Genomic DNA, 23,995 nt, shown 5'->3' with positions numbered 1-23,995 from the left:
GTCCATCTGAGCGGCACCCGTGATCATGTTCTTAACGTAGTCGGCGTGTCCCGGGCAGTCAACGTGAGCGTAGTGACGGTTCGGCGTCTCGTACTCGACGTGTGCCGTCGAGATCGTGATACCGCGCTCGCGCTCTTCCGGCGCTTTGTCGATTTGGTCGAACGCTACGGCAGCGCCGCCGTACTTCTTGGACAATACCGTAGTGATTGCTGCCGTCAACGTCGTTTTGCCGTGGTCGACGTGTCCGATCGTACCGATGTTTACGTGCGGCTTATTGCGTTCAAATTTTGCCTTTGCCATTGGAAAGTCTTCCTCCTTAGAGAAAAAGAATTATAATTAGGCGCCCTTCTTCGAGATGATCTCATCCGCGATAGATTTAGGCACTTCTTCATAGTGGGACAGTTCCATCGCGAACACGCCGCGACCTTGCGTACGGGAACGAAGCGTAGTCGAGTAACCGAACATCTCGGAGAGCGGAACTTTGGAGCGGATAATTTGCGCGCCTGCGCGATTATCCATACCCTCGATCCGACCGCGGCGAGAGTTCAGGTCGCCCATAACGTCGCCCATGTACTCTTCCGGAACCGTAACTTCGACTTTCATGATCGGCTCGAGCAGAACCGGCTTACACTTGTCTTTCGCTGCCTTCAGCGCCATCGAGCCGGCGATTTTGAACGCCATCTCGTTGGAGTCGACGTCGTGGTACGAACCATCGACGATCGTCGCTTTGATATCTACGAGCGGGAAGCCGGCCAAGACGCCGTTCTTCATCGACTCTTCGATACCGTTTTGTACAGCTGGGATGTATTCGCGCGGAACGACGCCGCCGACAACCTTGTTTTCGAACACGAAGCCCGAACCCGGCTCAAGCGGCTCGAATTCGATCCAGCAGTGGCCGTACTGGCCGCGGCCGCCGGACTGTCGAACGAACTTGCCTTCGACCTTCGCCGGAACGCGGAACGTCTCGCGGTAAGCGACCTGCGGCTTGCCGACGTTCGTCTCCACCTTGAATTCGCGCTTCATCCGGTCGACGATGATCTCGAGGTGAAGCTCGCCCATCCCCTGGATGATCGTCTGGCCCGTCTCTTCGTCCGTGTAATAACGGAACGTCGGATCTTCTTCCGCAAGCTTGGTGAGCGCGACGCCCATCTTGTCTTGGTCCGCTTTGGACTTCGGCTCGACGGCGATCGAGATAACCGGCTCCGGGAAGTTCATGGACTCGAGGATTACCGGGTTCTTCTCATCCGAGAGCGTATCGCCCGTAATCGTGTCCTTGAGTCCGACCGCAGCTGCAATGTCGCCCGCGTACACTTCTTGAATCTCTTCGCGAGAGTTCGCGTGCATCTGCAGAATACGGCCGATCCGTTCGCGTTTGCCTTTCGTCGCGTTCAATACGTACGAACCGGAATTCAGGACGCCGGAATATACGCGGAAGAACGTCAGACGGCCGACATACGGGTCCGTCATAATCTTGAATGCCAGCGCCGAGAACGGCTCGGAATCCGAAGATTTCCGAACGACTTCCGTGCCGTCTTCCAGAACGCCGCGGATATCCGGAACGTCCGTAGGAGCGGGCAGGTAGTCGATGACCGCGTCGAGCATCGGCTGAACGCCTTTGTTCTTATAAGATGAACCCGCGATTACCGGGAAAATCTTTACGGCTACTGTGCCTTTGCGGAGAGCGGCCTTCAGTTCGTCGACGGAAATTTCTTCGCCTTCGAGGTACTTCATCGTCAACTCTTCGTCAAGCTCGGCGATTTTTTCGATCGCTTGGTTGCGGAGCTCTTCGGCTTGCGCCTTGTACTCGGCTGGGATTTCGGCCATTTGCTCCAGGCTGCCCATATCGTCGGTGAAACGGTAGGCAACGTTCCCGATCAGGTCGATGTAACCTACGTAGTCCGCCTCAGCGCCCATCGGCAGCTGAATCGGAACCGCGTTCGCGCCGAGACGATCTCTCATCGACTGGACCGCGTTCAAGAAGTCGGCGCCGATGATGTCCATCTTGTTGACGTATGCGATTCGCGGTACGCCGTAGCGGTCCGCTTGGCGCCATACGGTCTCGGACTGCGGCTCCACGCCTTCTTTCGCGGAGAATACCGCAACCGCGCCGTCGAGCACGCGCAGGGAACGCTCGACTTCGACCGTGAAGTCTACGTGTCCGGGCGTATCGATGATGTTGACGCGATGACCCTTCCACTGCGCCGTCGTCGCGGCCGACGTGATCGTGATGCCGCGCTCTTGCTCTTGTTCCATCCAGTCCATCGTCGCGGCGCCTTCATGCACTTCGCCGATCTTATGGACGCGTCCGGTAAAGAACAAAATGCGCTCGGTCGTCGTCGTCTTGCCCGCGTCGATGTGGGCCATGATGCCGATGTTGCGCGTGTTCTGCAATGAGAACGCTCTTGGCATTCGTATGCTCTCCCTTCTATCCTAATTTCGTATAAGGAATTACCAACGGTAGTGGGCGAACGCCTTGTTCGCTTCGGCCATCTTGTGCGTATCTTCGCGCTTCTTGACCGATGCGCCCGTGTTGTTGCTGGCGTCGATGATTTCCGCGGCAAGCCGCTCCGTCATCGTCTTCTCCCCGCGGTTCCGCGAGTAGTTGACCAACCAACGAAGACCTAACGAAGTGCGGCGCTCCGGCTTCACTTCGATCGGAACTTGGTAGTTCGCGCCGCCGACGCGGCGAGCCTTGACTTCGAGCACCGGCATGATGTTCTTGATCGCCGCCTCGAAGACTTCCATCGGCTCGTTGCCCGTACGTTGACGAATCAATTCGAACGCATCGTACAGGATCGTCTGGGCGACCCCGCGCTTACCGTCGATCATGATTCGGTTGATGAGACGAGTTACCAACTTGCTGTTATAAATCGGATCCGGAAGCACATCGCGCTTCGGAACTGGACCTTTACGTGGCATAGTTATCCCCCTTTCGCAACCAATTCATTCCTAAGATTTAGAGAGATCAGTAGGATTTCTCCTTGGGTTGCGTCTCTGATCTCGCAAGATTTCTTCCGCTTCCGCGGACGAGCCCGCTTGCGGGTAATGCATAGTATCGCCGATCTTACTTCTTCGCTTTCGGACGCTTCGTGCCGTATTTGGAACGAGCTTGCATCCGGTTGTTGACGCCGGCCGTATCGAGCGCGCCGCGAACGATGTGGTAACGGACACCCGGAAGGTCCTTTACACGACCGCCGCGAACGAGAACGACGCTGTGCTCTTGCAGGTTATGGCCGATGCCGCCGATGTAGGCGGTAACCTCGACCTTGTTCGTCAAGCGTACGCGGGCGTATTTCCGAAGCGCCGAGTTCGGCTTCTTCGGCGTCATCGTGCCGACACGCGTGCAGACGCCGCGCTTTTGCGGAGCGCTAAGATCCGTCTCTTCGCGGCGCAGCGCGTTGTAACCTTTTTGCAGAGCAGGCGACTTCGATTTTACGACCTTCGCCTTGCGGCCTTTCCGTACGAGCTGGTTGATTGTTGGCATGAGTTGCACCTCCTTCAATACGATTGTAAAGCTAATATGAAGTCCACAGATCCAGGTGAGTCATTCGTGAACAAAAGAGAATGTCTTTGTTTCGGATGCCCGAGACAAAAACATGGATCATTCATTCACTATAGCGGCCATTGCGGCGCCGACCTCGATTCCGCAAGCTTTCCCAAGCAGCTTCATGGTATCGACGTAAGCTACCTCAACGCTCATCTTCTTCGCTAGCGTAACAATTTTGCTCGTCAGCTTCGGATCTGCGTCCCTTGCAACAAACACCTTGGCGGCCGAACCGAGCTCTACCGCTTTCGTGGTTTGTTTGGTGCCGATGCGCAGTTGCTTACCGCGCAGTTCTTCATCATAAGACATTATTAAAATATCCTCCAAAGAACATCTCGCAATAAGACGGGACCATTTTTCGCACACTACGATATATTATCACCGGGATATAGCCCATGTCAAGGTCGAATCCCTTATGCGACCGCCGCGCCGCGCAACGGCAGGCCGAACGAGTCGACCTGCCGCGCTGCGGGTGCTGTAGTCCGCGGTTACTCTACGGCGACGGGCTCCGTCGCCGCTCCTTCGACTTCTTCCTCCGGCGCGTTCGGGTCCACGACCCGAATGCCCCGATAGCGGGCCATGCCCGTACCGGCCGGAATCAGCTTGCCGATAATGACGTTCTCCTTGAGTCCGAGCAGCTGATCGACCTTGCCCTTGATGGCCGCGTCGGTCAATACGCGCGTCGTCTCCTGGAAAGAAGCGGCGGAGAGGAACGAGTCCGTCTCGAGCGACGCCTTCGTGATGCCGAGCAGGACGGGGCGCGCCACAGCCGGCTCTTTATCGTTCATGAGCGCGACGCGGTTCGCTTCCTCGTACTCGTGAATATCCACGAACGAGCCCGGCAGCAACGTCGTGTCGCCCGCGTCGACGATGCGGATTTTCCGCAGCATCTGACGAATCATGACTTCTACGTGCTTGTCGTTGATTTCTACGCCCTGGTTCCGGTATACGCGCTGAACTTCCTGAAGGATATAGTTCTGCACGCCCCGAATGCCCTTGATGCGCAGCATCTCTTTCGGGTCGATCGAGCCGTCCGTCAACTCGTCGCCCGCCTCGATCGACTGACCGACCGTAACGCGGATGCGCGAGCCGTACGTGACGGAATACGTCTTCGATTCCGCTTCGCCGGACACTTCGATCTCGCGGCGGTCCTTCGCCTCGCGAATTTCCTTCACGACGCCGTCGATCTCCGAAATAATCGCTTGGCCCTTCGGGTTCCGCGCTTCGAAAAGCTCCTGAATCCGCGGCAAACCTTGCGTGATGTCGTCGCCCGCGACGCCGCCCGTGTGGAACGTACGCATCGTGAGCTGCGTGCCCGGCTCGCCGATCGACTGCGCGGCGATGATGCCGACCGCTTCGCCGATTTCGACGAAGGCGCCGGTCGCCAAGTTCCGGCCGTAGCACTTCTTGCAGACGCCGTGGCGCGTGCGGCACGAGAGCACCGAACGAATTTGCAGCTTCTCGACGCCCGCCGCAATGATCGCATTCGCCTCCGCGTCGCGAATCAGCTGGTTTCGACCTACGATCACTTCGCCGGTCTCCGGGTGACGCACCGTCTCGAACGCATAACGGCCTTCGATCCGGTCGTACAAATCCTCGATGACTTCTTTACCGTCCTGAATTTTGCCGACGATGAAGCCTTTATCGGTGCCGCAATCGTCCTCGCGAACGATGACGTCCTGCGCGACGTCGACGAGACGACGGGTCAGGTAGCCGGAATCGGCCGTCCGCAGCGCCGTATCGGCGAGACCCTTCCGCGCGCCGTGCGTCGAGATAAAGTACTCGAGGACGGTCAGGCCTTCGCGGAAGTTCGACTTGATCGGGAGCTCGATGATCCGGCCGGACGGATTGGCCATCAGGCCGCGCATGCCGCCGAGCTGCGTAATCTGCGACTTGTTGCCGCGCGCTTTGGAGTCGACCATCATGGAAATCGAGTTGAACTTGTCGAGCGACTTCATCAGGATGTCGGTCAATTCGTCCTTCGCCTTCGACCAGATCGAGATGACGCGGTCGTAGCGCTCTTCGTCCGTAATCAAACCGCGGCGATACTGATTCGTAACGACGCGAACTTTCTCTTCGGACTCGGCGAGAATTCGCGCTTTCTCTTGCGGCACGTTCACGTCCGCGACGGCGATCGTAATGCCCGCGCGCGTCGAATACGTGAAGCCGAGCTGCTTGATATTGTCGAGAATGACGGACGTCTGCGTCGTGTGATATTTGCGGAAACACTCCGCAATAATCGCGCCGAGATAGTCTTTGCCTACTGCGCCTTTGAAAGGCGTGTTCCGGATCAACTCGCGAACGTTAGCGCCCTTCTCGTAAATAAAGTAGTGATCGGAAACCCCGTTCAACAGGTTCGATTTCGTCGGTTCGTTGATATACGGGAAGTCCGCAGGAAAGATCTCATTGAAAATGATTTTCCCGACGTTCGTAATCAGAAGCGCCTTCTGCTGCTCTTCCGTAAACGACGTCTTATTAAGCGCCTTGACCGGGATCGCTACGCGCGCATGGAGCGAGACGGCGCCGCGTTGGTACGCGGAGACGACTTCGTGCATGTTCCGGAAAATCATGCCCGTGCCTTGAGACTCCACGTTGTCGAGCGTCAAATAATACGAGCCCAACACCATGTCCTGCGAAGGCGTGACGACCGGCTTGCCGTCCTTCGGGTTCAAGATGTTGCCGGAAGCGAGCATCAAGATGCGGGCTTCCGCTTGCGCTTCCGCGGACAGCGGCACGTGTACGGCCATCTGGTCGCCGTCGAAGTCGGCGTTGTACGCCGTACAGACGAGCGGATGCAGCTTGATCGCGCGGCCCTCGACGAGAATCGGCTCGAACGCTTGGATGCCGAGGCGGTGAAGCGTCGGCGCGCGGTTCAGCAGCACCGGATGCTCCTTAATGACTTCCTCGAGCACGTCCCATACTTCCGGCGATACGCGTTCGACTTTGCGCTTCGCACTCTTGATGTTGTGCGCGAGACCCTTGTTGACAAGCTCCTTCATGACGAACGGCTTGAATAACTCGAGCGCCATCTCCTTCGGCAGACCGCACTGGTACATCTTCAGCGACGGCCCGACGACGATAACGGAACGGCCGGAATAGTCGACGCGCTTGCCGAGCAGGTTTTGCCGGAAGCGGCCTTGCTTGCCCTTCAGCATGTGCGACAGCGACTTCAGCGGACGGTTGCCCGGTCCGGTGACCGGACGGCCGCGGCGGCCGTTGTCGATGAGCGCGTCCACGGCTTCTTGGAGCATGCGCTTCTCGTTTTGCACGATAATGTCCGGCGCGCCCAAGTCTAGCAGACGCTTCAGACGGTTATTCCGGTTAATGACGCGGCGGTACAGATCGTTCAAGTCGGAGGTCGCGAAGCGGCCGCCGTCGAGCTGCACCATCGGGCGAAGCTCCGGCGGGATGACCGGCAGCACGTCCATGATCATCCAATCCGGCTCGTTTCCCGAATTCCGGAACGCCTCAAGCACCTCAAGGCGCTTGATCGCGCGATTCCGGCGCTGGCCTTGCGCGGTCTTGAGCTCTTCCTTCAGCGCATCGACTTCTTTGACGAGGTCGATGTCTTGAAGGAGCCGCTTCACCGCTTCGGCGCCCATGCCGGCTTGGAACGCATAGCCGTACTTCTCGCGATAGCTGCGGTATTCCTTCTCGGAAAGCAGCTGCTTCTTCTCGAGCGGCGTGTCGCCCGGATCCGTCACGACGTAGGACGCGAAGTAGATAATCTCCTCCAAGGAACGCGGAGACATATCGAGCGCGAGTCCCATCCGGCTCGGGATTCCTTTGAAATACCAAATATGAGAGACGGGAGCGGCGAGCTCGATATGGCCCATCCGCTCGCGGCGCACTTTCTGCCGCGTCACTTCGACGCCGCAGCGATCGCACACTACGCCTTTATAACGTACGCGCTTATACTTGCCGCAATGGCACTCCCAGTCCTTCTGCGGTCCGAAAATCTTCTCGCAGAACAACCCTTCCTTCTCCGGCTTCAACGTTCGATAGTTGATCGTCTCGGGCTTCTTAACCTCGCCCCGGGACCACGAACGGATTTTATCCGGGGAGGCGAGCCCGATTTTCATAAACTCAAAGTTGTTGACATCCATCAAGGAGCAACCCTCCCTGTTCTATTATCGATGCTTTCTGGCGGCTTCGCGGCTTACTCGATGCCGACTTCGGATCCTTCGAGATTCAGGTTCAGCTTGTCGTTGGACACGTCCTCGTCGTCGTCGAATTCTTTCATCTCGATTTCCTCTTCGTTCTCCGACAAAATCTTCACGTCCATGCCCAAGCTCTGGAGCTCCTTGATCAACACTTTGAACGATTCCGGGACGCCCGGCTCCGGCACGTTCTCGCCCTTGACGATCGACTCGTACGTCTTCACGCGTCCGACGACGTCGTCGGATTTGACGGTCAAAATCTCTTGCAGCGTATACGCCGCGCCATAGGCCTCGAGCGCCCACACTTCCATCTCGCCGAAGCGCTGGCCGCCGAACTGCGCCTTGCCGCCGAGCGGCTGCTGCGTAACGAGCGAGTACGGACCTGTGGAGCGCGCATGGATTTTATCGTCGACCATGTGCGCCAGCTTGATCATATACATAACGCCGACCGTAACCTCGCGCTCGAACAAATCGCCCGTCCGGCCGTCGTACAGCTTCGTCTTGCCGTTGCGCTGCATGCCCGCTTCTTCCATCGTATCGAAGACGTCGTATTCGCGCGCGCCGTCGAATACCGGCGTCGCCACATGAATGCCGAGCGACTTCGCGGCCATGCCGAGGTGAACCTCGAGCACCTGACCGATGTTCATCCGGGACGGTACGCCCAGCGGATTCAATACGACCTCGACCGGGGTGCCGTCCGGCAGGAACGGCATGTCTTCCTCCGGAAGGATGCGCGCGATAACGCCCTTGTTGCCATGGCGTCCGGCCATCTTGTCGCCCTCGGAAATTTTCCGTTTCTGCGCGATGTAAACGCGGACCAACTGATTCACGCCCGGCGGCAGCTCGTCGCCGTTCTCCCGCGTGAATACCTTCACGTCGACGACGATGCCGTCGGTGCCGTGCGGCACGCGCAGCGACGTATCGCGCACTTCGCGCGCCTTCTCGCCGAAGATCGCGTGCAGGAGCCGCTCTTCCGCCGTCAGCTCGGTGACGCCCTTCGGCGTCACTTTGCCGACGAGAATGTCGCCCGCGCCGATCTCCGCGCCGACGCGAATGATGCCGCGCTCGTCGAGGTTCTTCAGCGCGTCTTCGCCGACGTTCGGAATGTCGCGCGTGATTTCTTCCGGCCCGAGCTTCGTATCGCGCGCTTCGGACTCGTATTCTTCGATATGAATCGAGGTATATACGTCTTCTTTCACGAGTTTCTCGCTCAGAAGAATCGCATCCTCGTAGTTGTAGCCTTCCCACGTCATGAACGCGACGACGACGTTGCGGCCGAGCGCGAGCTCGCCCATTTCCGTCGACGGGCCGTCCGCGAGAATATCGCCCGCCCGCACGACGTCGCCGTTCTTCACGATCGGACGCTGGTTGATGCAAGTACCCTGGTTCGAACGGATGAATTTGTGAAGCTTATACTTCACCAAGTCGCCGTTCACCAGCTTGCCGTCGACCGTCTCTTGGCGGCGGAGCCAAATCTCGTTCGCCGAAGCGCGCTCGATGACGCCGTTATACTTCGAGACGATGCACACGCCGGAATCCTTCGCGGATTTATGCTCCATGCCCGTGCCGACGAGCGGCGCCTTCGGAATGAGCAGCGGCACCGCCTGGCGCTGCATGTTCGAACCCATGAGCGCGCGGTTCGAGTCGTCGTTCTCAAGGAACGGGATGAGCGCCGTCGCGACCGAAACGACCTGCTTCGGCGAGACGTCCATGTAGTCGACGCGATCCTTCGGAAGAATCAAGTTCTCGTCCTTGTAACGAACGATCAAGGAATCGTTCGCGAACGTGCCGTCTTCGTTCAATTCCGCGTTCGCCTGCGCGATAACGTAGTTATCCTCTTCGTCCGCCGTCATATACTGAATTTGATCGGTCACGACGCCGGTCTTCGGGTCGACCCAGCGGTACGGCGTCTCGATGAAGCCGTACTCGTTGATGCGGGCGAACGTCGAGAGCGAGTTGATCAGACCGATGTTCGGACCTTCCGGCGTCTCGATCGGGCACATCCGGCCATAGTGCGAGTGGTGGACGTCGCGGACCTCGAAGCCCGCGCGCTCCCGCGTCAGACCGCCCGGTCCGAGCGCGGACAGACGACGCTTATGCGTCAGCTCCGCGAGCGGATTCGTCTGGTCCATGAACTGCGACAGCTGGGAGCTGCCGAAGAACTCCTTAATCGACGCGATGACCGGGCGAATGTTGATGAGCGCCTGCGGCGTAATGACGTTCGCGTCCTGAATCGACATGCGCTCGCGCACGACGCGCTCCATCCGGGACAATCCGATCCGGAACTGGTTTTGCAGCAGCTCGCCGACCGAGCGCAGACGACGGTTGCCCAGGTGGTCGATGTCGTCCGTGCTCCCTACGCCGTATAGCAAATTCATGAAGTAGTTGATCGATGCGATAATGTCCGCCGGCGTAATGTTCTTCACATTCTTGTCGACGTTCGCGTTCCCGATGACTTTGACGACTTTCGCGTCCTCGACCGGCGAGAAAATCGAAATCGTCTGCAGCGGAATGCTCTCGTCTTCGGTCAGGCCCGACGCGACGCGGTACTCGGCGCGCCCGATGCCCTTCTCGAGATACGGAAGCACTTCGTCGAGCAGGCGGCGATCGAGCATCTGTCCCGCCTCGGCGATAATTTCGCCGGTTTCGAAATCGATCAACGATTCCGCGAGCCGCTGGTTAAACAAGCGGTTCTTGATATGAAGCTTCTTATTAATCTTGTAACGGCCGACGTTCGCGAGGTCGTACCGCTTCGGATCGAAGAAGCGCGCGATGAGCAGGTTGCGCGCGTTCTCGAGCGTCGGCGGCTCGCCGGGACGGAGACGCTCGTAAATTTCGATCAGCGCCTTCTCGGTCGAATCCGTATTGTCCTTCTCGAGCGTATTGCGAATATATTCGTTGTCCCCGAGCAAGTCGATGATTTCGGCATCCGTGCCGAAGCCGAGCGCGCGCAAAAGCACCGTCACCGGAATTTTCCGCGTGCGGTCGATCCGGACGTATACGATGTCCTTCATGTCCGTCTCGAGCTCCAGCCATGCGCCGCGATTCGGGATCACTGTGGCCGTATAGTTCTTCTTGCCGTTCTTGTCCAACTTCTTGCTGAAGTAGACGCTCGGGCTGCGGACGAGCTGGCTGACGATAACCCGCTCCGCGCCGTTAATAATGAACGTGCCGGTTTCCGTCATGAGCGGGAAGTCGCCCATAAAGACTTCCTGTTCCTTCACTTCGCCCGTTTCTTTGTTGATGAGACGAACCTTGACGCGAAGCGGCGCGGCGTACGTGACGTCGCGTTCCTTCGACTCGTCGACCGAATATTTCGGCTCTCCGAGGCTGTAGTCGATGAATTCCAACGACAAATTGCCCGTAAAGTCCTGGATCGGCGAGATGTCCTGCAGCAATTCGCGAAGACCCGTCTCCAAGAAACTTTCGTACGACTTCTGTTGGATTTCGATGAGGTTCGGGATTCCCAAAACTTCCTTGATGCGAGCGTAGCTTCTACGTTCACGACGACCGAGTTGCACCACATGTCCTGCCAACTTACGTTCACCCCTCATGTCTACTGGACTACCGATTCGAAGCAATGAACAGCGGGTAAAGAAAGCAAAATTGAAACAAGAGGCGCGTTACGAAATGCGTCTCTTATTGGGTAACGGAATGGAAAAAGAGAAAAAAAGAGCCCCGCCGCGCGAAAACGCGACCGGCCATACCGAGCGGCGCCGGCTAGCAATCGTAACGGTAGCTGCAAAAAGTCCATATCATGTATCGTAGTCGGAAATCTTTGGCAATATACGTCAAGACGTGAAATTTCGAGGATATTTTTTCGTTGTCGTTCATGTTGCAAAAAAACTTCTTGACATTTTACCGCACTAAAGACAGATTAGGCATTTTAATGCTGACATTTTCTAATGCTACCATACGGAACATATGAAGTCAACAAAAAGGCGTTGACAAATCGTCAATTCTGTTTTATGGCGCGGAAGATGCGATACCCCTTCTCTTTCGTCTCCTCACGTACATCGCCAAACAACGTCTCCAACTTCTCGAACGCCGACGGCGCGCCTTGCTTCTTCTGAATCACGACCCACAGCGAGCCGCCGCTCCGCAACCGTTCATACGCCCCTTCGAAAATGCGATGCACGACCGACTTCCCGGCCCGGATCGGCGGATTCGTCAGGACGACGTCGAACGTCGCGTCTTGAGGCAGCGCTTCGAATAAGTCGCTTTGCAAAATTCGGACATTCTTTACGCCGAGCCGCTCCGCGTTCTCCTTCGCGACATTGACCGCGCGCTCGTTCACATCCACCATCGTAACCGTACCCTCCGCAGCGAGTCTCGCCGCGACGAGTCCGATCGGTCCATAGCCGCAGCCGACGTCCAGCACGTCCGCATCGCGGGGCACGATCATCGTCTCGATCAAGAGGCGGCTGCCGAAATCTACTTCGCGCTTCGAGAAGACGCCCGCCTCGGTGACGAACCGAACCGGCTGGCCGCGCAGCGTCGCGTCGATCGTCTGGCGCTGCGACGGGGTCGTCGGCGTTTTCGAATAATAATGGTCGCTCATCGGGACGGGCTCCTTCCACGAATGTCTTGCTTGAAGCAAAACCCCCTGCGCGCGCGATTCGCACTCGCAAGGGGTCTCTAAGCCGTCAGGCTTTCTATTACTTCACTTCTACGGAAGCGCCAGCCTCTTCGAGCTGTGCTTTGATCTTGTCCGCGTCTTCGCGGGAGATCTTTTCTTTGATCGCCTTCGGCGCGTTGTCGACCACTTCTTTGGCTTCTTTGAGGCCAAGGCCCGTGATTTCGCGAACGACTTTGATCACGTTGATCTTCGAAGCGCCAGCGCTTTGAAGGATAACGTCGAATTCCGTTTGCTCGGCTACGGCTTCGACGGCTGCGCCGCCGCCCATAACGACCGGAGCCGCTGCAGTTACGCCGAATTCTTCTTCGATTGCTTTCACGAGATCGTTCAGTTCGAGAACGGTCATGCCTTTAATGGCTTCAATGATTTGCTCTTTGCTCATTGGGATAACCCTCCAATTAATTTATGGTTTGTCTTACGCTTGTTCTTTCTGTTCTCCGACCGCTTTAACCGCAAGGGCGAAGTTGCGCATCGGCGCTTGAAGCACGCTGAGCAACATGGACAGCATCCCTTCGCGGGACGGCAGATCCGCGAGCGCCTTGATTTGCGCTGCGTCGACGACTTTGCCTTCTACGACGCCGCCTTTGACTTTGAGCGCGTCGTTCTTCTTCGCGAAGTTGCTCAGGATTTTCGCCGGAGCGATAATATCCGAGCTGAACGCGATCGCCGACGGACCCGTCAGGTGCTCGTCGAGCTCCGAAAGCTCCGTAGCGGCCGTCGCGCGGCGAGTGAGCGTGTTCTTGATGACTTGGAACTCGACGCCGGCTTCGCGGAGCTGCTTGCGCAGTTCCGTCGATTGCGCGACCGTAAGTCCGCGGTAATCGGCGACAACCGTGCACGCGCTGTTGCGGAGCTTCTCCGCCACCTCGCTGACGAGTTGCTGCTTCTCGGCTAACACTTTTGCGTTAGGCATGGGGTGACACCTCCTGTAAGAATGTGAACGTAGAACGAGCAGGGTAAACGAGAACAGCCTCCGTAGACACGAAGGCTGCATGAGGACGTTCGGGGAGCCGTCCGCGCCCGGACGGCGCGGCTCAGCCCGGAAAGTCGTATCATAACACCTCGGCAGGAGATTAAGCCGATTTGCTCGGCGCCTGCTGTCTACGGTTGGTTTATTCAAGTTTAGGTAACCGGGAAGTCGTTCCCGATTCGCTTCGCGCGCTCTTGATTAGCGGTACGTCGCTGCGTTCACGCGAGCGCTCGGGCCCATCGTGGACGATACGGCGATGCTCTTCAAGTATACGCCCTTCGCGGACGCAGGCTTCGCGCGGTTCAACGCGTCTACAAGCGCACGGAGGTTTTCGACGAGCTTCTCGGCATCGAACGATGCTTTGCCGATCGGCGCGTGGATTTGTCCGGCTTTGTCGAGGCGATACTCGATTTTACCCGCTTTGATTTCCTGAACGGCCTTCGTTACGTCGAACGTAACGGTGCCCGCCTTCGGGTTCGGCATAAGACCTTTACCGCCGAGAATCCGGCCGAGTTTACCGACTTCGCTCATCATGTCCGGCGTAGCCACGCAGACGTCGAAGTCGAACCAGCCCTGCTGGATCCGGTTGATCATGTCTTGATCGCCTACGAAATCGGCTCCTGCCGCTTCCGCTTCTCTTGCTTTGTCGCCTTTCGCGAAGACGAGGACGCGCTTCGTCTTACCCGTGCCGTGCGGGAGCACGACGACGCCGCGGACGGCTTGGTCTTGCTTTCTCGGGTCGACGCCCAGACGGACGGCGACTTCGACGGTTTCGTCGAATTTCGCTTTCGCGGTTTGCTTTACGAGCGCGATCGCTTGATCCGGCTCGTAAACGGCTTCCCTGTCGATCAACTTGGCAGCCTCTTGATATTTCTTGCCTGGCATAATGGTTTTCCTCCCTGCGTGGTATTAGCGGAATATCCTCCCACTGGATGCGGAACCGTTACGGTTCCGTAGAACACGGGATCAGTCTTCGACGACGATGCCCATGCTGCGAGCCGTACCTTCGACCATCAGCATCGCCGCTTCCACGGACGCTGCGTTCAGGTCAGGCATCTTCTGCTCGGCGATCTCGCGCACCTTCGCGCGCTTGACCGTCGCGACCTTCTTCTTGTTCGGTTCGCCAGAACCCTTCTCGATGCCTGCCGCTACGCGAAGCAGTACGGCGGCCGGAGGCGTCTTCGTCTCGAACGTGAAGGAGCGATCCTCGAATACGGTGATGACGACCGGAATGATCAAACCTGCTTGATCCGCGGTGCGCGCGTTGAATTCCTTACAGAACGCCATGATGTTGACGCCTGCTTGACCGAGTGCCGGACCGATCGGCGGCGCCGGATTCGCTTTGCCTGCAGGAACCTGCAGTTTCACCATTTTGATGACCTTTTTTGCCATTGTTGTTCCACCTCCTTGCCAGGGTGATGCCTACCTTGCCGCAATCTGCGATTGCTTCCTTGCCAGGGTGATGCGGTTCCTTGCTCGCCAACGCCGCCGGGAGTGTCGATAATTAAATCTTCTCCACCTGGGCGTAGTCCAGTTCCAAGGGCGTTTCTCTACCGAACATATTCACGTGGACCTTCAGCTTGCCCTTGTCCGTCAAGATCTCTTCGATCGAGCCGACGAAGTTCGCGAACGGACCCACTTTCACGCGGACGGACTCTTTCAATTCGAAATCGTGCGTTACGCGCGGCGCCTCTTCCATGCCCATATGCTTTAATATCGCTTCCGCCTCTTCAGGCATTAACGGTATCGGCTTGGAGCCGGAACCGGTAGAGCCGACGAATCCCGTCACCCCAGGAGTGTTGCGCACCACGTACCACGAGTCGTCCGTCTGGATCATCTCCACCATGACGTACCCCGGGTACACCTTGCGCGTCACCGTCTTCCGCTTGCCGTCCTTCGTAACGACTTCCTCTTCCGTCGGAACGAGCACGCGAAAAATTTTGTCCTGCATTTCCATCGATTCGACGCGCTTCTCCAGGTTGGCTTTCACCTTGTTCTCATACCCGGAGTACGTGTGAACGACGTACCATCTTTTCTCCATGTTCGGAGCGGCTTTCTCCATCATGTTCGGGTCACCACCGGAATCGATTTGTTATTCCAAAATCGCGCGGATTACGTTGGAAATCCCGAAGTCCAAAACGTAGAAATAGACCGTCACGAAGATGCAGGCGAACAGGACGACAAGTGTGTAACTGATCAATTCCTTGCGTGTCGGCCACTTTACTTTCTTCAGTTCGGCGAACGCCTCGCCGAAGAACGAAAAGGTCGAACCGAAGCTTTGCTTCAATCGAGCTAAGAAAGCCAACTACAGCACCTCCAATTACCGCGTCTCGCGATGCGCCTTATGGGAATTGCAGTTCGGGCAGAACTTCTTCAACTCGATGCGGTCCGGATGAGAGCGCTTGTTCTTCGAAGTCGTGTAATTCCGATGTTTGCAATCCGTGCAAGCCAATGTAACGATTACCCGCATGTGGACACCTCCTGGACTAGCCTTCTAAACAGAAGCGTGATATTGGCGCGCGACCTTCCCGAATTTCGAAAAGATCACACAAAAAAAAGCAGCATATTTTTGGGCTACCTGAACTACTTTATCACAGGGGGTATGCCGTGTCAAGAAAACTCTTGACATCCAACGATTTCCGGGCTTCGGGCATCCGGCGCGATTCGCGAATACCTACAAGTATTGGCAGAACCCGCAACCGATAAACCGTCACCCAAGAGAAACTCCCTATGAAAACGCGAAGACGAACCGACGGCAGCCGCGGTTCGCCCTAGTAACTGATATTCCGCACTTCCAGATAGCGTTCGAGCTTGCGCTTCACGCGCTGCAGCGCGTTGTCGATCGATTTCACGTGGCGATCCAAGTCGACGGCGATTTCTTGATACGACCGTCCGTCCAGATACAGCATCAGGACGCGGCGTTCGAGATCGCTTAAAATCTCGCCCATCTTGTCTTCCAGCCCGTTGAATTCTTCTTGATTGATGATCAGTTCTTCCGGATCCGACATCTTAGAGCCGCAGATGACGTCGAGCAGCGTCCGATCGGAATCTTCGTCGTAAATCGGCTTGTCCAGCGAAACGTAGGAATTTAACGGAATATGCTTCTGACGCGTGGCGGTTTTGATCGCGGTAATGATTTGCCGGGTAATGCACAGCTCGGCGAACGCTTTGAAGGACGCAAGCTTGTCCCCTCGGAAATCGCGGATCGACTTGTACAAGCCGATCATGCCCTCTTGGACGATGTCTTCCCGGTCGGCCCCGATCAAAAAGTAAGATCGCGCTTTCGCGCGAACGAAGTTCCGATACTTATGGATTAAGTGCTCCAACGCCTCGCTGCTCCCGGCTCGGACCGCTTCGACCACATCTTCGTCTGGAATCAGTTCGTACTCGGACTTGAATGACGCTCTGTAGTCGACGCTCACCATGATCCCTCCGGCCCAACTAGAGCAGCTTTGACATGAGACAATTCCGCTCGAAAGTTAAGACAAGTATACATGATGGTTTCGACAACCGTCAACCTTCCAAATCCCGAGAACCCTTTATTTTACTGGCCTTTCCGCCATTTCTCGAACAGCGTGCGAAGCTCTCCGCTCAGATGCTTATCGAATGTGTTGCGCTCCGAAAGCGGCTTCTCCCGAACGCGTTCGGCCACTTCCTTCTCGCTTTGCTTTACCTTCACCAGCAGCTCGCGCGCCGACAACCGCAAAGCCCCGCTGCCGAACGCGACGTTCTGCTCGGTGAAATCGGACGTCGCCACGTAAATTTGCCGGCGGCGCCGCGCAAGCTGTTTGACGAGCCGCTCGATGCATTCGTCCGCCGTTTCCTTCTCTTTGGTATAATACACCTCCACCTTTCGGAGGTTGTATTGGCGTCCGAGGCCGGGCACATTATAAGCATCGAAAACGACGATGCAGCGCATTCCGGAGAAGCCTTGGTAGTCGGCGATCGATTCGATCAAGAGATCGCGGGCCTGATCCAGGTTGTTGTCCCGGAGATCCCGCAGATGCGGCCAAGCCCCGATGACGTTGTACCCATCGACGATGAGAATGTCATCCATTCGTCCGGCGTCCCGCCGCCGGAGAACCCGCGACGCGGCGCTGTCGGACCGCTTCGTACAGCAGCAGCGAGGCGGCCACCGACGCGTTCAGCGAATTGATGCGCCCGAACATCGGCACCTTGACGAGGAAATCGCACCGTTCGCGAACGAGACGGCCGAGCCCATGTCCCTCGTTGCCGATGACGAACGCAAGGGGCATCTTTAGATCTTGCGCGTAGACGTCCCGTTCCGCGGAGCCGTCCGCCCCGGCGATCCACACGCCGCGCTCCTTCAGCTCGTCGATCGTCTGCGCCATATTGGTCACCCGCGCGACCGGGACGTGCTCGATGGCGCCTGCGGACGTCTTGGCCACGGTCGCGGTGAGGCCCGCGGACCGCCGCTTGGGCACGATGACCCCGTGGGCGCCGGCGCAATCGACCGTTCGCAAAATCGAGCCCAAGTTGTGCGGGTCTTCGATTTCGTCGAGCAGCACGAACAACGGCGGTTCGCCGGATGCCTCCGCCGCCGCGAACAAGTCGTCGATCTCGGCGTAATCGCGCTCGGCGACCAGCGCGACGATGCCTTGATGGCGCACGCCGACCGCCGCTTGATCGAGCTTGCGCTTGTCGACCTGCTGCGTCACGACGCCCTTCGCGCGCGCCTCGGCGAGCACCGGCCCGATGCCCTGCACGGCGTCGGCGAACATCACCTTATGGATCGTCCGCCCCGAACGAATCGCCTCCAACACCGGATGCCGTCCGGCCACCACTTCCTCACTCATCGTCGATCCCTTCCTCTTCCGCCGACGTCGGCGCGGGCGCGAGGCCGAGCGTGATCCGCATCAGCTCCTCGAGCCGTTCGTACCGGCGGCATAAATATAAGTACCCTATTAAACACTCGAATCCGGTGCTATAACGATAGTCGAGCACATCCGTGTTTTTCGGCGCGGCATGCGCCTTCGCGTTGCGGCCGCGGCGGAGCATGTCCCGCTCCTCCTCCGTCAGCGCCGGCTCGAGGAGCCGCACCGCCTTCGCCTGTGCCTTGGCGGAGACGAATCGCGCCGTCTCGCGGTGCAGCGCATTCGGCCTGCGGCTCGGCTGCGACAGCACGTATTGGCGTACGTACAAATCGTACACAGCGTCGCCTAAATACGCGAGCGCCAGCGGACTGACCAGTCCCGGCCGCTCCGCCGGCGCGAAATATTGAAATCCTTGCACTTCGCCGTTCATCGGCTCCATATCGTTCCTACTTTCGCTTCCATCGGATGCCCTGCGGCGTGTCCTCGAGCACGATGCCGAGCGACGACAGCAGGTCGCGGATTTCGTCCGCGCGCGCGAAGTCGCGCGCCTTCCGCGCCGCCGTCCGCTCTTCGATCAGCCGTTCGATGTCGTCGTCCAGCAAATCGTCGCCCTCTTCCGTCAGTATACCCAAGACGGCGTCCATTTCTTTAAACAGCCCGTCGATTTCGCGCAGCAGCGACGCCGGCGCCGCGCCGCCGGCCATGGCGGCGTTGGCCTCCGCGACGAGCTCGAAGACGGCCGTAATCGCGTCCGGCGTATTGAAGTCGTCACTCATCTTCGCGTGGAACGCGCCGCGGATCGCGTCCAGCCGCTGCAGAACGTCGGCGGGAGCGGGCGCGTCGGAGGTTGCATTTTCGAGAAGGTGCTTGAGGTTGCTGCGGCAGTTCTCGATGCGCTCGAGGCCGTTGCGCGCTTGCTCGAGCCCCTCTTCCGTAAAGTTGAGCGGATTGCGGTAATGCGTCGACAGCATCAGGAAGCGGATCGCCTCCGGCTTATGCCGGGCGGCCAGCTCGCGCGCGTTGACGACGTTGCCGAGCGACTTGGACATCTTCTCGTTGTTCAGGTTCAGGAACGCGTTGTGCATCCAGTACCGGGCGAACGGCTTGCCGGTGATCGCTTCCGACTGCGCGATTTCGCATTCGTGATGCGGGAACGTCAAATCCATGCCGCCGCCGTGAATGTCGATCGTGTCGCCGAGGTACTTGCGCGCCATGGCGGAGCACTCGATGTGCCAGCCCGGACGGCCTTCGCCCCACGGGGACGGCCAGGAAATTTCGCCCGGCTTCGCCGCCTTCCACAGCACGAAGTCGAGCGGGGACGCTTTGCGTTCGTCGACCGCGATGCGGCTGCCGAACTGCAGTTCTTCGAGATTTTGGTGCGACAGCTTACCGTAGCCGGGGAATGTCCCCGTGCGGAAATAAACGTCGCCGCCACTCTCGTACGCGAATCCCCGGGTTACGAGCTCTTCGATAAACGCGATGATCTCTTGCATGTTCTCGGTCACGCGCGGATGCAGCGTCGCCGGCAGCGCCTTCAGCGTCTTCGCGTCCGTCAAGTAATCCTCGATGTTGCGCTCGGCCAGCTCCGGCACCTCGCGCCCGGTCTCCTCCGCGCGGCGGATCAGCTTGTCGTCGACGTCGGTGAAATTGACCGCGTACGTGACGTCGTAGAACTGCTTAAGGTATCTATGGACCACATCGAAAAAGATCAACGGCCGCGCGTTCCCGATATGGATCAAGTCGTACACCGTCGGCCCGCAGACGTACATCGTCACTTTGCCGGGCACGAGCGGCTCGAAACGCTCCTTCCGTCGGGCCATCGTATCGTAAATGTAAATCGCGGGCGCTTTCGTTTCGGCCGCCGCCGCGCTCTGTTCAGGCTTCGTCATCGTTTTCGACTCCTTCTCCTTGTTCGCTGCGCGTTCATGCGTGTTCGTGCTCCGGCTTGCGTTTGGGCTTCTCGGTCCCGGGCTCGGCTTCGGGCACGGTTCCGGGCTCCGCCTGGGCTGCCGGGTTCGCCGCCGGGGCGTCCGCCGCTTTCTCCGTCTCCGTATCGAATAAGCCCGTGATCATCCGCTTCGCGTCTTCGGCAGCATCGGGGCCCGCCGCTACCGACCGCTCCCCCCCTTTGAGCCGCTCCACCTCGTCATGCAGCCGGGCGACCTGCTCCTGCAGCGCCGCGAGTTCGGCGGTCAGCTGGCGGTGCAGCTCGAGAATCGGGTCGGGGATGTTGCCGTGGTCGAGCTTGTTTTCGACCTTCTGCCCGTTGCGGCGCACGACCCGGCCCGGAATGCCGACGACGGTGCTGTACGGCGGCACCTCCTGCAGCACGACGGCGTTCGCGCCGATGCGCGAATACTCGCCGACCGTGAACGAACCGAGCACCTTCGCGCCGGACGCGACGACGACGTTGCTCTCGATCGTCGGATGCCGCTTCCCTTTCTCCTTGCCGGTACCGCCGAGCGTCACGCCCTGGTACAGCACGACGTCGTCGCCGATCTCGCACGTCTCGCCGATCACGACCCCCATCCCATGGTCGATAAACAACCGCCGTCCGATGCGGGCGCCGGGATGGATCTCGATGCCGGTAAAGAAACGGCTGACCTGCGAGACGAAGCGCGCGAGGCCGTACAGCCGCTTCCGGTACAGCGCATGCGCGATCCGGTGCGCCCAGATGGCGTGCACGCCGGAATACGTCAGCACGACCTCCAGCACGCTGCGGGCGGCGGGATCGTTGTCGAACACGGCGCGAATGTCGGAGCGCATCTCTTGGATCCACTTTCGCACGTCGCGTCGCCTCCTTTCTGGTGTGATTGTGGCTGCATCAAAATCCCCTTAACAGCGGGGGGCGCGCGCTGCAACGAAAAAACTTCCGTTGCAGCGCGCGTTCGCGCCGATTTCGCCGCTGTAACGAAAACTTTCGCTGCGGGCGCTAGCCCCCATTACGCAAAAGACGCCTCCGCAGCCGAAAATCGGCTGCAGAGGCGTCGGGTTCGTACCTACGCGGTTCCACTCTGCTTCGGATCGTCCGCCTTCCGGATGCGTGCTGACAACACACTTCCGCTTCGTCGAATCGACCCGCTCTTCGGCTTCTTAACGGGAGCCACCCGGACACGCCTACCTGCATCGGAGCGGTCGCGCTCCTGCCTGGTTCGGCGAGTCGGCTCACAGGCGCATTTCCGCTCGGGGCGATACGGACGGGTTTCAGCGGTACCGTCCTCTCTGTGGAATCGCGCGCCAAGGTACTTCTCCTGCTCTTAGCCTCTAGATATGATTACCAGTAGTATAGCGACCCGTCGCCGCTTTGACAACCCTCGAACCTTCCGCGGTCCGCTGCGGCTCCACAGTCGGAGTTTCTCCGACGATTTCGCCCCCGCCGCGCCAAAGCCGCCGGATAGTCGGAGTTTCTCCGACGATTTCACCCCCGTCGCGCCAAAGCCGCCAGATAGTCGGAGTTTCTCCGACTATTTCGCCCCCGCCGCGCCAAAGCCGCACGATAGTCGGAGTTTCTCCGACTATTTCACGCCCGCCGCGCCAAAGCCGCCGGATCGTCGGACTTTCTCCGACGATTCGCGCGCGCCGGCCGGAACGCCGAAGTTACTCCAACTAAATCCGCTGCGCCAGCCGCGCGAGCACCTTTTCCTTGCCGAGCAGCCACAGCGTCTGGTTCAAATCGCGGCCGTGCGTCTGGCCGGTGAGCGCCGCGCGGATCGGCATGAACAGCTGCTTGCCCTTGAAGCCCGTTTCCGTCTGCACCGTCTTCAGCATCGCCTTCACCGCATCCGCCGAATACGCCTCGTCCGGCGTCGCGCGCACCTGCTCGGCGAACGCGCGCAGCACCGCGGGCACCTGCTCCTCCGCGAGCACCGCGGCCGCATCTTCCTCCACGACCGGCGTCTCGTCGAAAAACATCGCCGTCAGCTCGACGATCTCCGCCGCGTAGCGCAGCTGCTCCACGTACAGCGCCACGAGCGCCGTCACCCAGGAGCGTCCGGCCGCGTCCAGCTCCGCCGGAATGCGGCCCGCGCGAACCAAATGCGGAATCGCCAGATCGACGACGCGGTCCAGCTCGGCCGCGCGCAGGTAGTGGTTGTTCATCCAATTCAGCTTCTCCGTGTCGAACACGGCGCCGCTCTTGGAGACCCGATCCAGCCCGAACTGGGCGATCAGCTCCTCCTTCGAGAAAATTTCCTGCTCCCCGCCCGGCGACCAGCCGAGCAGCACGATAAAGTTCATGATCGCTTCCGGCAAATAGCCGAGCTCGCGATACTGCTCGATGAACTGGATGATCGATTCGTCGCGCTTGCTCATTTTCTTGCGGTCTTGGTTCAAAATCAGCGGCAGATGGCCGAACTTCGGCGGCTCCGCCCCGATCGCGCGGTACACCATCAGCTGGCGCGGCGTATTGGACAGATGCTCCTCCCCGCGCACGACGTGGGTGATCTTCATCAGATGATCGTCGATGACGACCGCGAAGTTGTACGTCGGCACGCCGTCCGGACGGACCATAATCCAGTCGCCGATGTCGTTCGACTGAAACTCCACGCGCTCGCGCACCTCGTCGTCGAACGCGTACGTCACGTCCGCCGGCACGCGGAAGCGCACCGTCGGCTGACGGCCTTCGGCGCGGAACGCCTCGGCCTGCTCCGGCGTCAACGAGCGGCAGCGCCCGCCGTACCGCGGCATCTCGCCGCGCGCCTCTTGCGCTTCGCGCTCCGCCTCGAGCTCCGCCTCGGAGCAAAAGCAATAGTACGCATGCCCGCCGGCGATCAGCCGATCGGCATACTCTTTATAAATCGGGAGCCGTTCCAGCTGCCGGTACGGGCCGTACGGGCCGCCGACGTCCACGCTTTCGTTCCACTCGAGTCCGAGCCACTTCAATCCGTTCAGCTGGCTGTCGATGCCCGTCTCGACATGCCGCGTCTGATCCGTATCCTCGATGCGGATAATAAATTCGCCGCCCTTATTTCTCGCGTACAAATAACTGAATAATGCCGTGCGCGCGCCGCCGATATGCAGATGCCCCGTCGGGCTCGGCGCGTAGCGCGTGCGTACTGTTCCGTTGCCGGTCATCGTATAGGGTCACGCCTTTCCCATGGTTCTCTAGTGATTAATCATAACGGCAAATCCCGCCGTTGCAAGCCCTGCCCTTTACGCCTTCGTCAGCAGCACGACCGCCTGCGCGGCGATGCCTTCCTCCCGGCCCGTAAAGCCGAGCTTCTCCGACGTCGTCGCTTTCACGTTCACCTGCGACGGCGCCGCGTCGAGCGCCCGCGCGATATTCGCGCCCATCGCCTCGATATAAGGCGCCAGCTTCGGCCGCTGCGCGATGACCGTGCAATCCGCGTTGCCGAGCGCATAGCCCCGCTCCCGCGCAAGCCCCCAAACATGCTCGAGCAGCTTCACGCTGTCGGCGTCTTTGAACGCAGGATCCGTATCCGGAAAATGTTTCCCGATGTCGCCCAGGCCCAGCGCCCCGAGCACCGCATCCGCCACGGCGTGCAGCAGCACGTCCGCGTCGGAATGGCCTAAAAGCCCCTTCTCGAACGGAATGTTCACCCCGCCGATGATGCATTGACGCCCTTCCGCGAAGGCGTGTACGTCGAAACCCTGTCCTACCCGTATCGTCATGGCCGTCCCCCCGGTTTCCTCGCCTTCCGACGCCGCGTCCCGCCGCCGGCCCGGCGCCGGCGCTTGCGAGGCGGCCTCCGAACCGAGCCGACGCTCGCCCAGCCAACGCTCCGCAAGCTCGAGATCGTCCGGCGTCGTCATCTTCACGTTGCGGAGATCGCCCTCCGCGAGCTTCACCCGCACGCCGAGCCGCTCGACGAGCGACGCGTCGTCCGT

General features: G+C 59.2%; 22 protein-coding genes, 2 pseudogenes and 1 other annotated feature. All 24 genes and pseudogenes read right to left on the bottom strand.

Features of this window, described 5'->3' with window-relative positions; genetic code table 11:
* On the bottom strand, nt 1-300 hold a 300-nt coding region (locus tag VEZ38_RS03360), incomplete at its 3' end, for a GTP-binding protein (protein WP_324891933.1).
* A 36-nt stretch (nt 301-336) separates the two neighbouring features.
* Nucleotides 337-2,409 (bottom strand): elongation factor G, encoded by a 2,073-nt coding sequence (gene fusA / locus VEZ38_RS03355; protein ID WP_324891932.1) that lies wholly within the window; start codon nt 2,407-2,409, stop codon nt 337-339.
* A gap of 39 nt (nt 2,410-2,448) precedes the next feature.
* Complete coding sequence (rpsG, locus tag VEZ38_RS03350; RefSeq protein ID WP_138198073.1) at nt 2,449-2,919, bottom strand: 30S ribosomal protein S7; 471 nt, start codon at nt 2,917-2,919, stop codon at nt 2,449-2,451.
* Between the two features lie 145 nt (nt 2,920-3,064).
* A complete protein-coding gene (gene rpsL, locus VEZ38_RS03345) occupies nt 3,065-3,484 on the bottom strand; it encodes a 30S ribosomal protein S12 (protein ID WP_138198074.1) in 420 nt (139 codons plus the stop codon).
* A gap of 117 nt (nt 3,485-3,601) precedes the next feature.
* Nucleotides 3,602-3,853 (bottom strand): ribosomal L7Ae/L30e/S12e/Gadd45 family protein, encoded by a 252-nt coding sequence (locus VEZ38_RS03340; RefSeq protein ID WP_324891931.1) that lies wholly within the window; start codon nt 3,851-3,853, stop codon nt 3,602-3,604.
* A 179-nt stretch (nt 3,854-4,032) separates the two neighbouring features.
* Nucleotides 4,033-7,653, bottom strand: coding sequence for a DNA-directed RNA polymerase subunit beta' (gene rpoC, locus VEZ38_RS03335; RefSeq protein WP_324891930.1), 3,621 nt, complete (start codon nt 7,651-7,653; stop codon nt 4,033-4,035).
* Nucleotides 7,654-7,703: 50 nt separating this feature from the next.
* Nucleotides 7,704-11,240, bottom strand: a complete 3,537-nt coding sequence (gene rpoB, locus VEZ38_RS03330) for a DNA-directed RNA polymerase subunit beta (protein WP_324891929.1) — start codon at nt 11,238-11,240, stop codon at nt 7,704-7,706.
* 419 nt (nt 11,241-11,659) lie between these two features.
* On the bottom strand, nt 11,660-12,265 hold the full coding sequence (locus tag VEZ38_RS03325; RefSeq protein ID WP_324891928.1) for a class I SAM-dependent methyltransferase: 606 nt from the start codon (nt 12,263-12,265) through the stop codon (nt 11,660-11,662).
* 97 nt (nt 12,266-12,362) lie between these two features.
* The gene (gene rplL, locus VEZ38_RS03320; protein ID WP_324891927.1) at nt 12,363-12,725 is read right to left on the bottom strand and encodes a 50S ribosomal protein L7/L12; all 363 of its coding nucleotides are present in this window, start codon (nt 12,723-12,725) and stop codon (nt 12,363-12,365) included.
* 33 nt (nt 12,726-12,758) lie between these two features.
* Nucleotides 12,759-13,256 (bottom strand): 50S ribosomal protein L10, encoded by a 498-nt coding sequence (rplJ, locus tag VEZ38_RS03315; RefSeq protein ID WP_324891926.1) that lies wholly within the window; start codon nt 13,254-13,256, stop codon nt 12,759-12,761.
* Nucleotides 13,257-13,295: 39 nt separating this feature from the next.
* Nucleotides 13,296-13,468: a sequence feature (ribosomal protein L10 leader region), on the bottom strand.
* 43 nt (nt 13,469-13,511) lie between these two features.
* Complete coding sequence (rplA, locus tag VEZ38_RS03310) at nt 13,512-14,198, bottom strand: 50S ribosomal protein L1 (RefSeq protein WP_324891925.1); 687 nt, start codon at nt 14,196-14,198, stop codon at nt 13,512-13,514.
* An 81-nt stretch (nt 14,199-14,279) separates the two neighbouring features.
* Nucleotides 14,280-14,705: a 50S ribosomal protein L11 gene (gene rplK, locus VEZ38_RS03305; protein ID WP_138198083.1), complete on the bottom strand. Its 426-nt coding sequence runs from the start codon at nt 14,703-14,705 to the stop codon at nt 14,280-14,282.
* A gap of 112 nt (nt 14,706-14,817) precedes the next feature.
* The gene (gene nusG, locus VEZ38_RS03300) at nt 14,818-15,354 is read right to left on the bottom strand and encodes a transcription termination/antitermination protein NusG (protein ID WP_324891935.1); all 537 of its coding nucleotides are present in this window, start codon (nt 15,352-15,354) and stop codon (nt 14,818-14,820) included.
* 51 nt (nt 15,355-15,405) lie between these two features.
* A complete protein-coding gene (gene secE / locus VEZ38_RS03295) occupies nt 15,406-15,618 on the bottom strand; it encodes a preprotein translocase subunit SecE (RefSeq protein ID WP_324891924.1) in 213 nt (70 codons plus the stop codon).
* A gap of 15 nt (nt 15,619-15,633) precedes the next feature.
* On the bottom strand, nt 15,634-15,783 hold the full coding sequence (rpmG, locus tag VEZ38_RS03290) for a 50S ribosomal protein L33 (protein ID WP_324891923.1): 150 nt from the start codon (nt 15,781-15,783) through the stop codon (nt 15,634-15,636).
* A 301-nt stretch (nt 15,784-16,084) separates the two neighbouring features.
* Nucleotides 16,085-16,738: an RNA polymerase sporulation sigma factor SigH gene (gene sigH / locus VEZ38_RS03285; protein WP_324891922.1), complete on the bottom strand. Its 654-nt coding sequence runs from the start codon at nt 16,736-16,738 to the stop codon at nt 16,085-16,087.
* Between the two features lie 119 nt (nt 16,739-16,857).
* The gene (locus VEZ38_RS03280) at nt 16,858-17,370 is read right to left on the bottom strand and encodes an NYN domain-containing protein (RefSeq protein WP_324891921.1); all 513 of its coding nucleotides are present in this window, start codon (nt 17,368-17,370) and stop codon (nt 16,858-16,860) included.
* On the bottom strand, nt 17,363-18,130 hold the full coding sequence (gene rlmB, locus VEZ38_RS03275) for a 23S rRNA (guanosine(2251)-2'-O)-methyltransferase RlmB (RefSeq protein WP_324891920.1): 768 nt from the start codon (nt 18,128-18,130) through the stop codon (nt 17,363-17,365). Before rlmB ends, VEZ38_RS03280 begins: the two co-directional genes overlap by 8 nt.
* The gene (locus VEZ38_RS03270) at nt 18,123-18,578 is read right to left on the bottom strand and encodes a Mini-ribonuclease 3 (RefSeq protein WP_324891919.1); all 456 of its coding nucleotides are present in this window, start codon (nt 18,576-18,578) and stop codon (nt 18,123-18,125) included. Before VEZ38_RS03270 ends, rlmB begins: the two co-directional genes overlap by 8 nt.
* Before the next feature lie 16 nt (nt 18,579-18,594).
* The gene (cysS, locus tag VEZ38_RS03265) at nt 18,595-20,037 is read right to left on the bottom strand and encodes a cysteine--tRNA ligase (RefSeq protein ID WP_324891917.1); all 1,443 of its coding nucleotides are present in this window, start codon (nt 20,035-20,037) and stop codon (nt 18,595-18,597) included.
* 226 nt (nt 20,038-20,263) lie between these two features.
* Nucleotides 20,264-20,914 (bottom strand): annotated as a pseudogene (gene epsC / locus VEZ38_RS03260) (serine O-acetyltransferase EpsC); the annotation flags it as partial.
* 840 nt (nt 20,915-21,754) lie between these two features.
* Nucleotides 21,755-23,221 (bottom strand): glutamate--tRNA ligase, encoded by a 1,467-nt coding sequence (gene gltX, locus VEZ38_RS03255; protein ID WP_324891915.1) that lies wholly within the window; start codon nt 23,219-23,221, stop codon nt 21,755-21,757.
* Between the two features lie 78 nt (nt 23,222-23,299).
* On the bottom strand, nt 23,300-23,779 hold the full coding sequence (gene ispF, locus VEZ38_RS03250) for a 2-C-methyl-D-erythritol 2,4-cyclodiphosphate synthase (protein WP_324891934.1): 480 nt from the start codon (nt 23,777-23,779) through the stop codon (nt 23,300-23,302).
* A gap of 111 nt (nt 23,780-23,890) precedes the next feature.
* Nucleotides 23,891-23,995, bottom strand: a pseudogene (locus VEZ38_RS03245) (2-C-methyl-D-erythritol 4-phosphate cytidylyltransferase); the annotation flags it as partial.

The organism is Paenibacillus sp. (assembly GCF_035645235.1).
In the GTDB taxonomy this organism is placed as follows: domain Bacteria; phylum Bacillota; class Bacilli; order Paenibacillales; family YIM-B00363; genus Paenibacillus_AE.
The sequence above is the reverse complement of the archived record's forward strand: the minus strand, read 5'-3'. Positions and strand labels throughout refer to the sequence as shown.

Bases quoted from the DNA above. Each gene is read 5' to 3' on its own strand.
- fusA (WP_324891932.1), bottom strand. From the start codon at position 2,409: ATGCCAAGAGCGTTCTCATTGCAGAACACGCGCAACATCGGCATCATG.
- rpsG (WP_138198073.1), bottom strand. From the start codon at position 2,919: ATGCCACGTAAAGGTCCAGTTCCGAAGCGCGATGTGCTTCCGGATCCG.
- rpsL (WP_138198074.1), bottom strand. From the start codon at position 3,484: ATGCCAACAATCAACCAGCTCGTACGGAAAGGCCGCAAGGCGAAGGTC.
- VEZ38_RS03340 (WP_324891931.1), bottom strand. From the start codon at position 3,853: ATGTCTTATGATGAAGAACTGCGCGGTAAGCAACTGCGCATCGGCACC.
- VEZ38_RS03325 (WP_324891928.1), bottom strand. From the start codon at position 12,265: ATGAGCGACCATTATTATTCGAAAACGCCGACGACCCCGTCGCAGCGC.
- rplL (WP_324891927.1), bottom strand. From the start codon at position 12,725: ATGAGCAAAGAGCAAATCATTGAAGCCATTAAAGGCATGACCGTTCTC.
- rplJ (WP_324891926.1), bottom strand. From the start codon at position 13,256: ATGCCTAACGCAAAAGTGTTAGCCGAGAAGCAGCAACTCGTCAGCGAG.
- rplA (WP_324891925.1), bottom strand. From the start codon at position 14,198: ATGCCAGGCAAGAAATATCAAGAGGCTGCCAAGTTGATCGACAGGGAA.
- rplK (WP_138198083.1), bottom strand. From the start codon at position 14,705: ATGGCAAAAAAGGTCATCAAAATGGTGAAACTGCAGGTTCCTGCAGGC.
- nusG (WP_324891935.1), bottom strand. From the start codon at position 15,354: ATGGAGAAAAGATGGTACGTCGTTCACACGTACTCCGGGTATGAGAAC.
- rpmG (WP_324891923.1), bottom strand. From the start codon at position 15,783: ATGCGGGTAATCGTTACATTGGCTTGCACGGATTGCAAACATCGGAAT.
- sigH (WP_324891922.1), bottom strand. From the start codon at position 16,738: ATGGTGAGCGTCGACTACAGAGCGTCATTCAAGTCCGAGTACGAACTG.
- VEZ38_RS03280 (WP_324891921.1), bottom strand. From the start codon at position 17,370: ATGGATGACATTCTCATCGTCGATGGGTACAACGTCATCGGGGCTTGG.
- rlmB (WP_324891920.1), bottom strand. From the start codon at position 18,130: ATGAGTGAGGAAGTGGTGGCCGGACGGCATCCGGTGTTGGAGGCGATT.
- VEZ38_RS03270 (WP_324891919.1), bottom strand. From the start codon at position 18,578: ATGAACGGCGAAGTGCAAGGATTTCAATATTTCGCGCCGGCGGAGCGG.
- cysS (WP_324891917.1), bottom strand. From the start codon at position 20,037: ATGACGAAGCCTGAACAGAGCGCGGCGGCGGCCGAAACGAAAGCGCCC.
- gltX (WP_324891915.1), bottom strand. From the start codon at position 23,221: ATGACCGGCAACGGAACAGTACGCACGCGCTACGCGCCGAGCCCGACG.
- ispF (WP_324891934.1), bottom strand. From the start codon at position 23,779: ATGACGATACGGGTAGGACAGGGTTTCGACGTACACGCCTTCGCGGAA.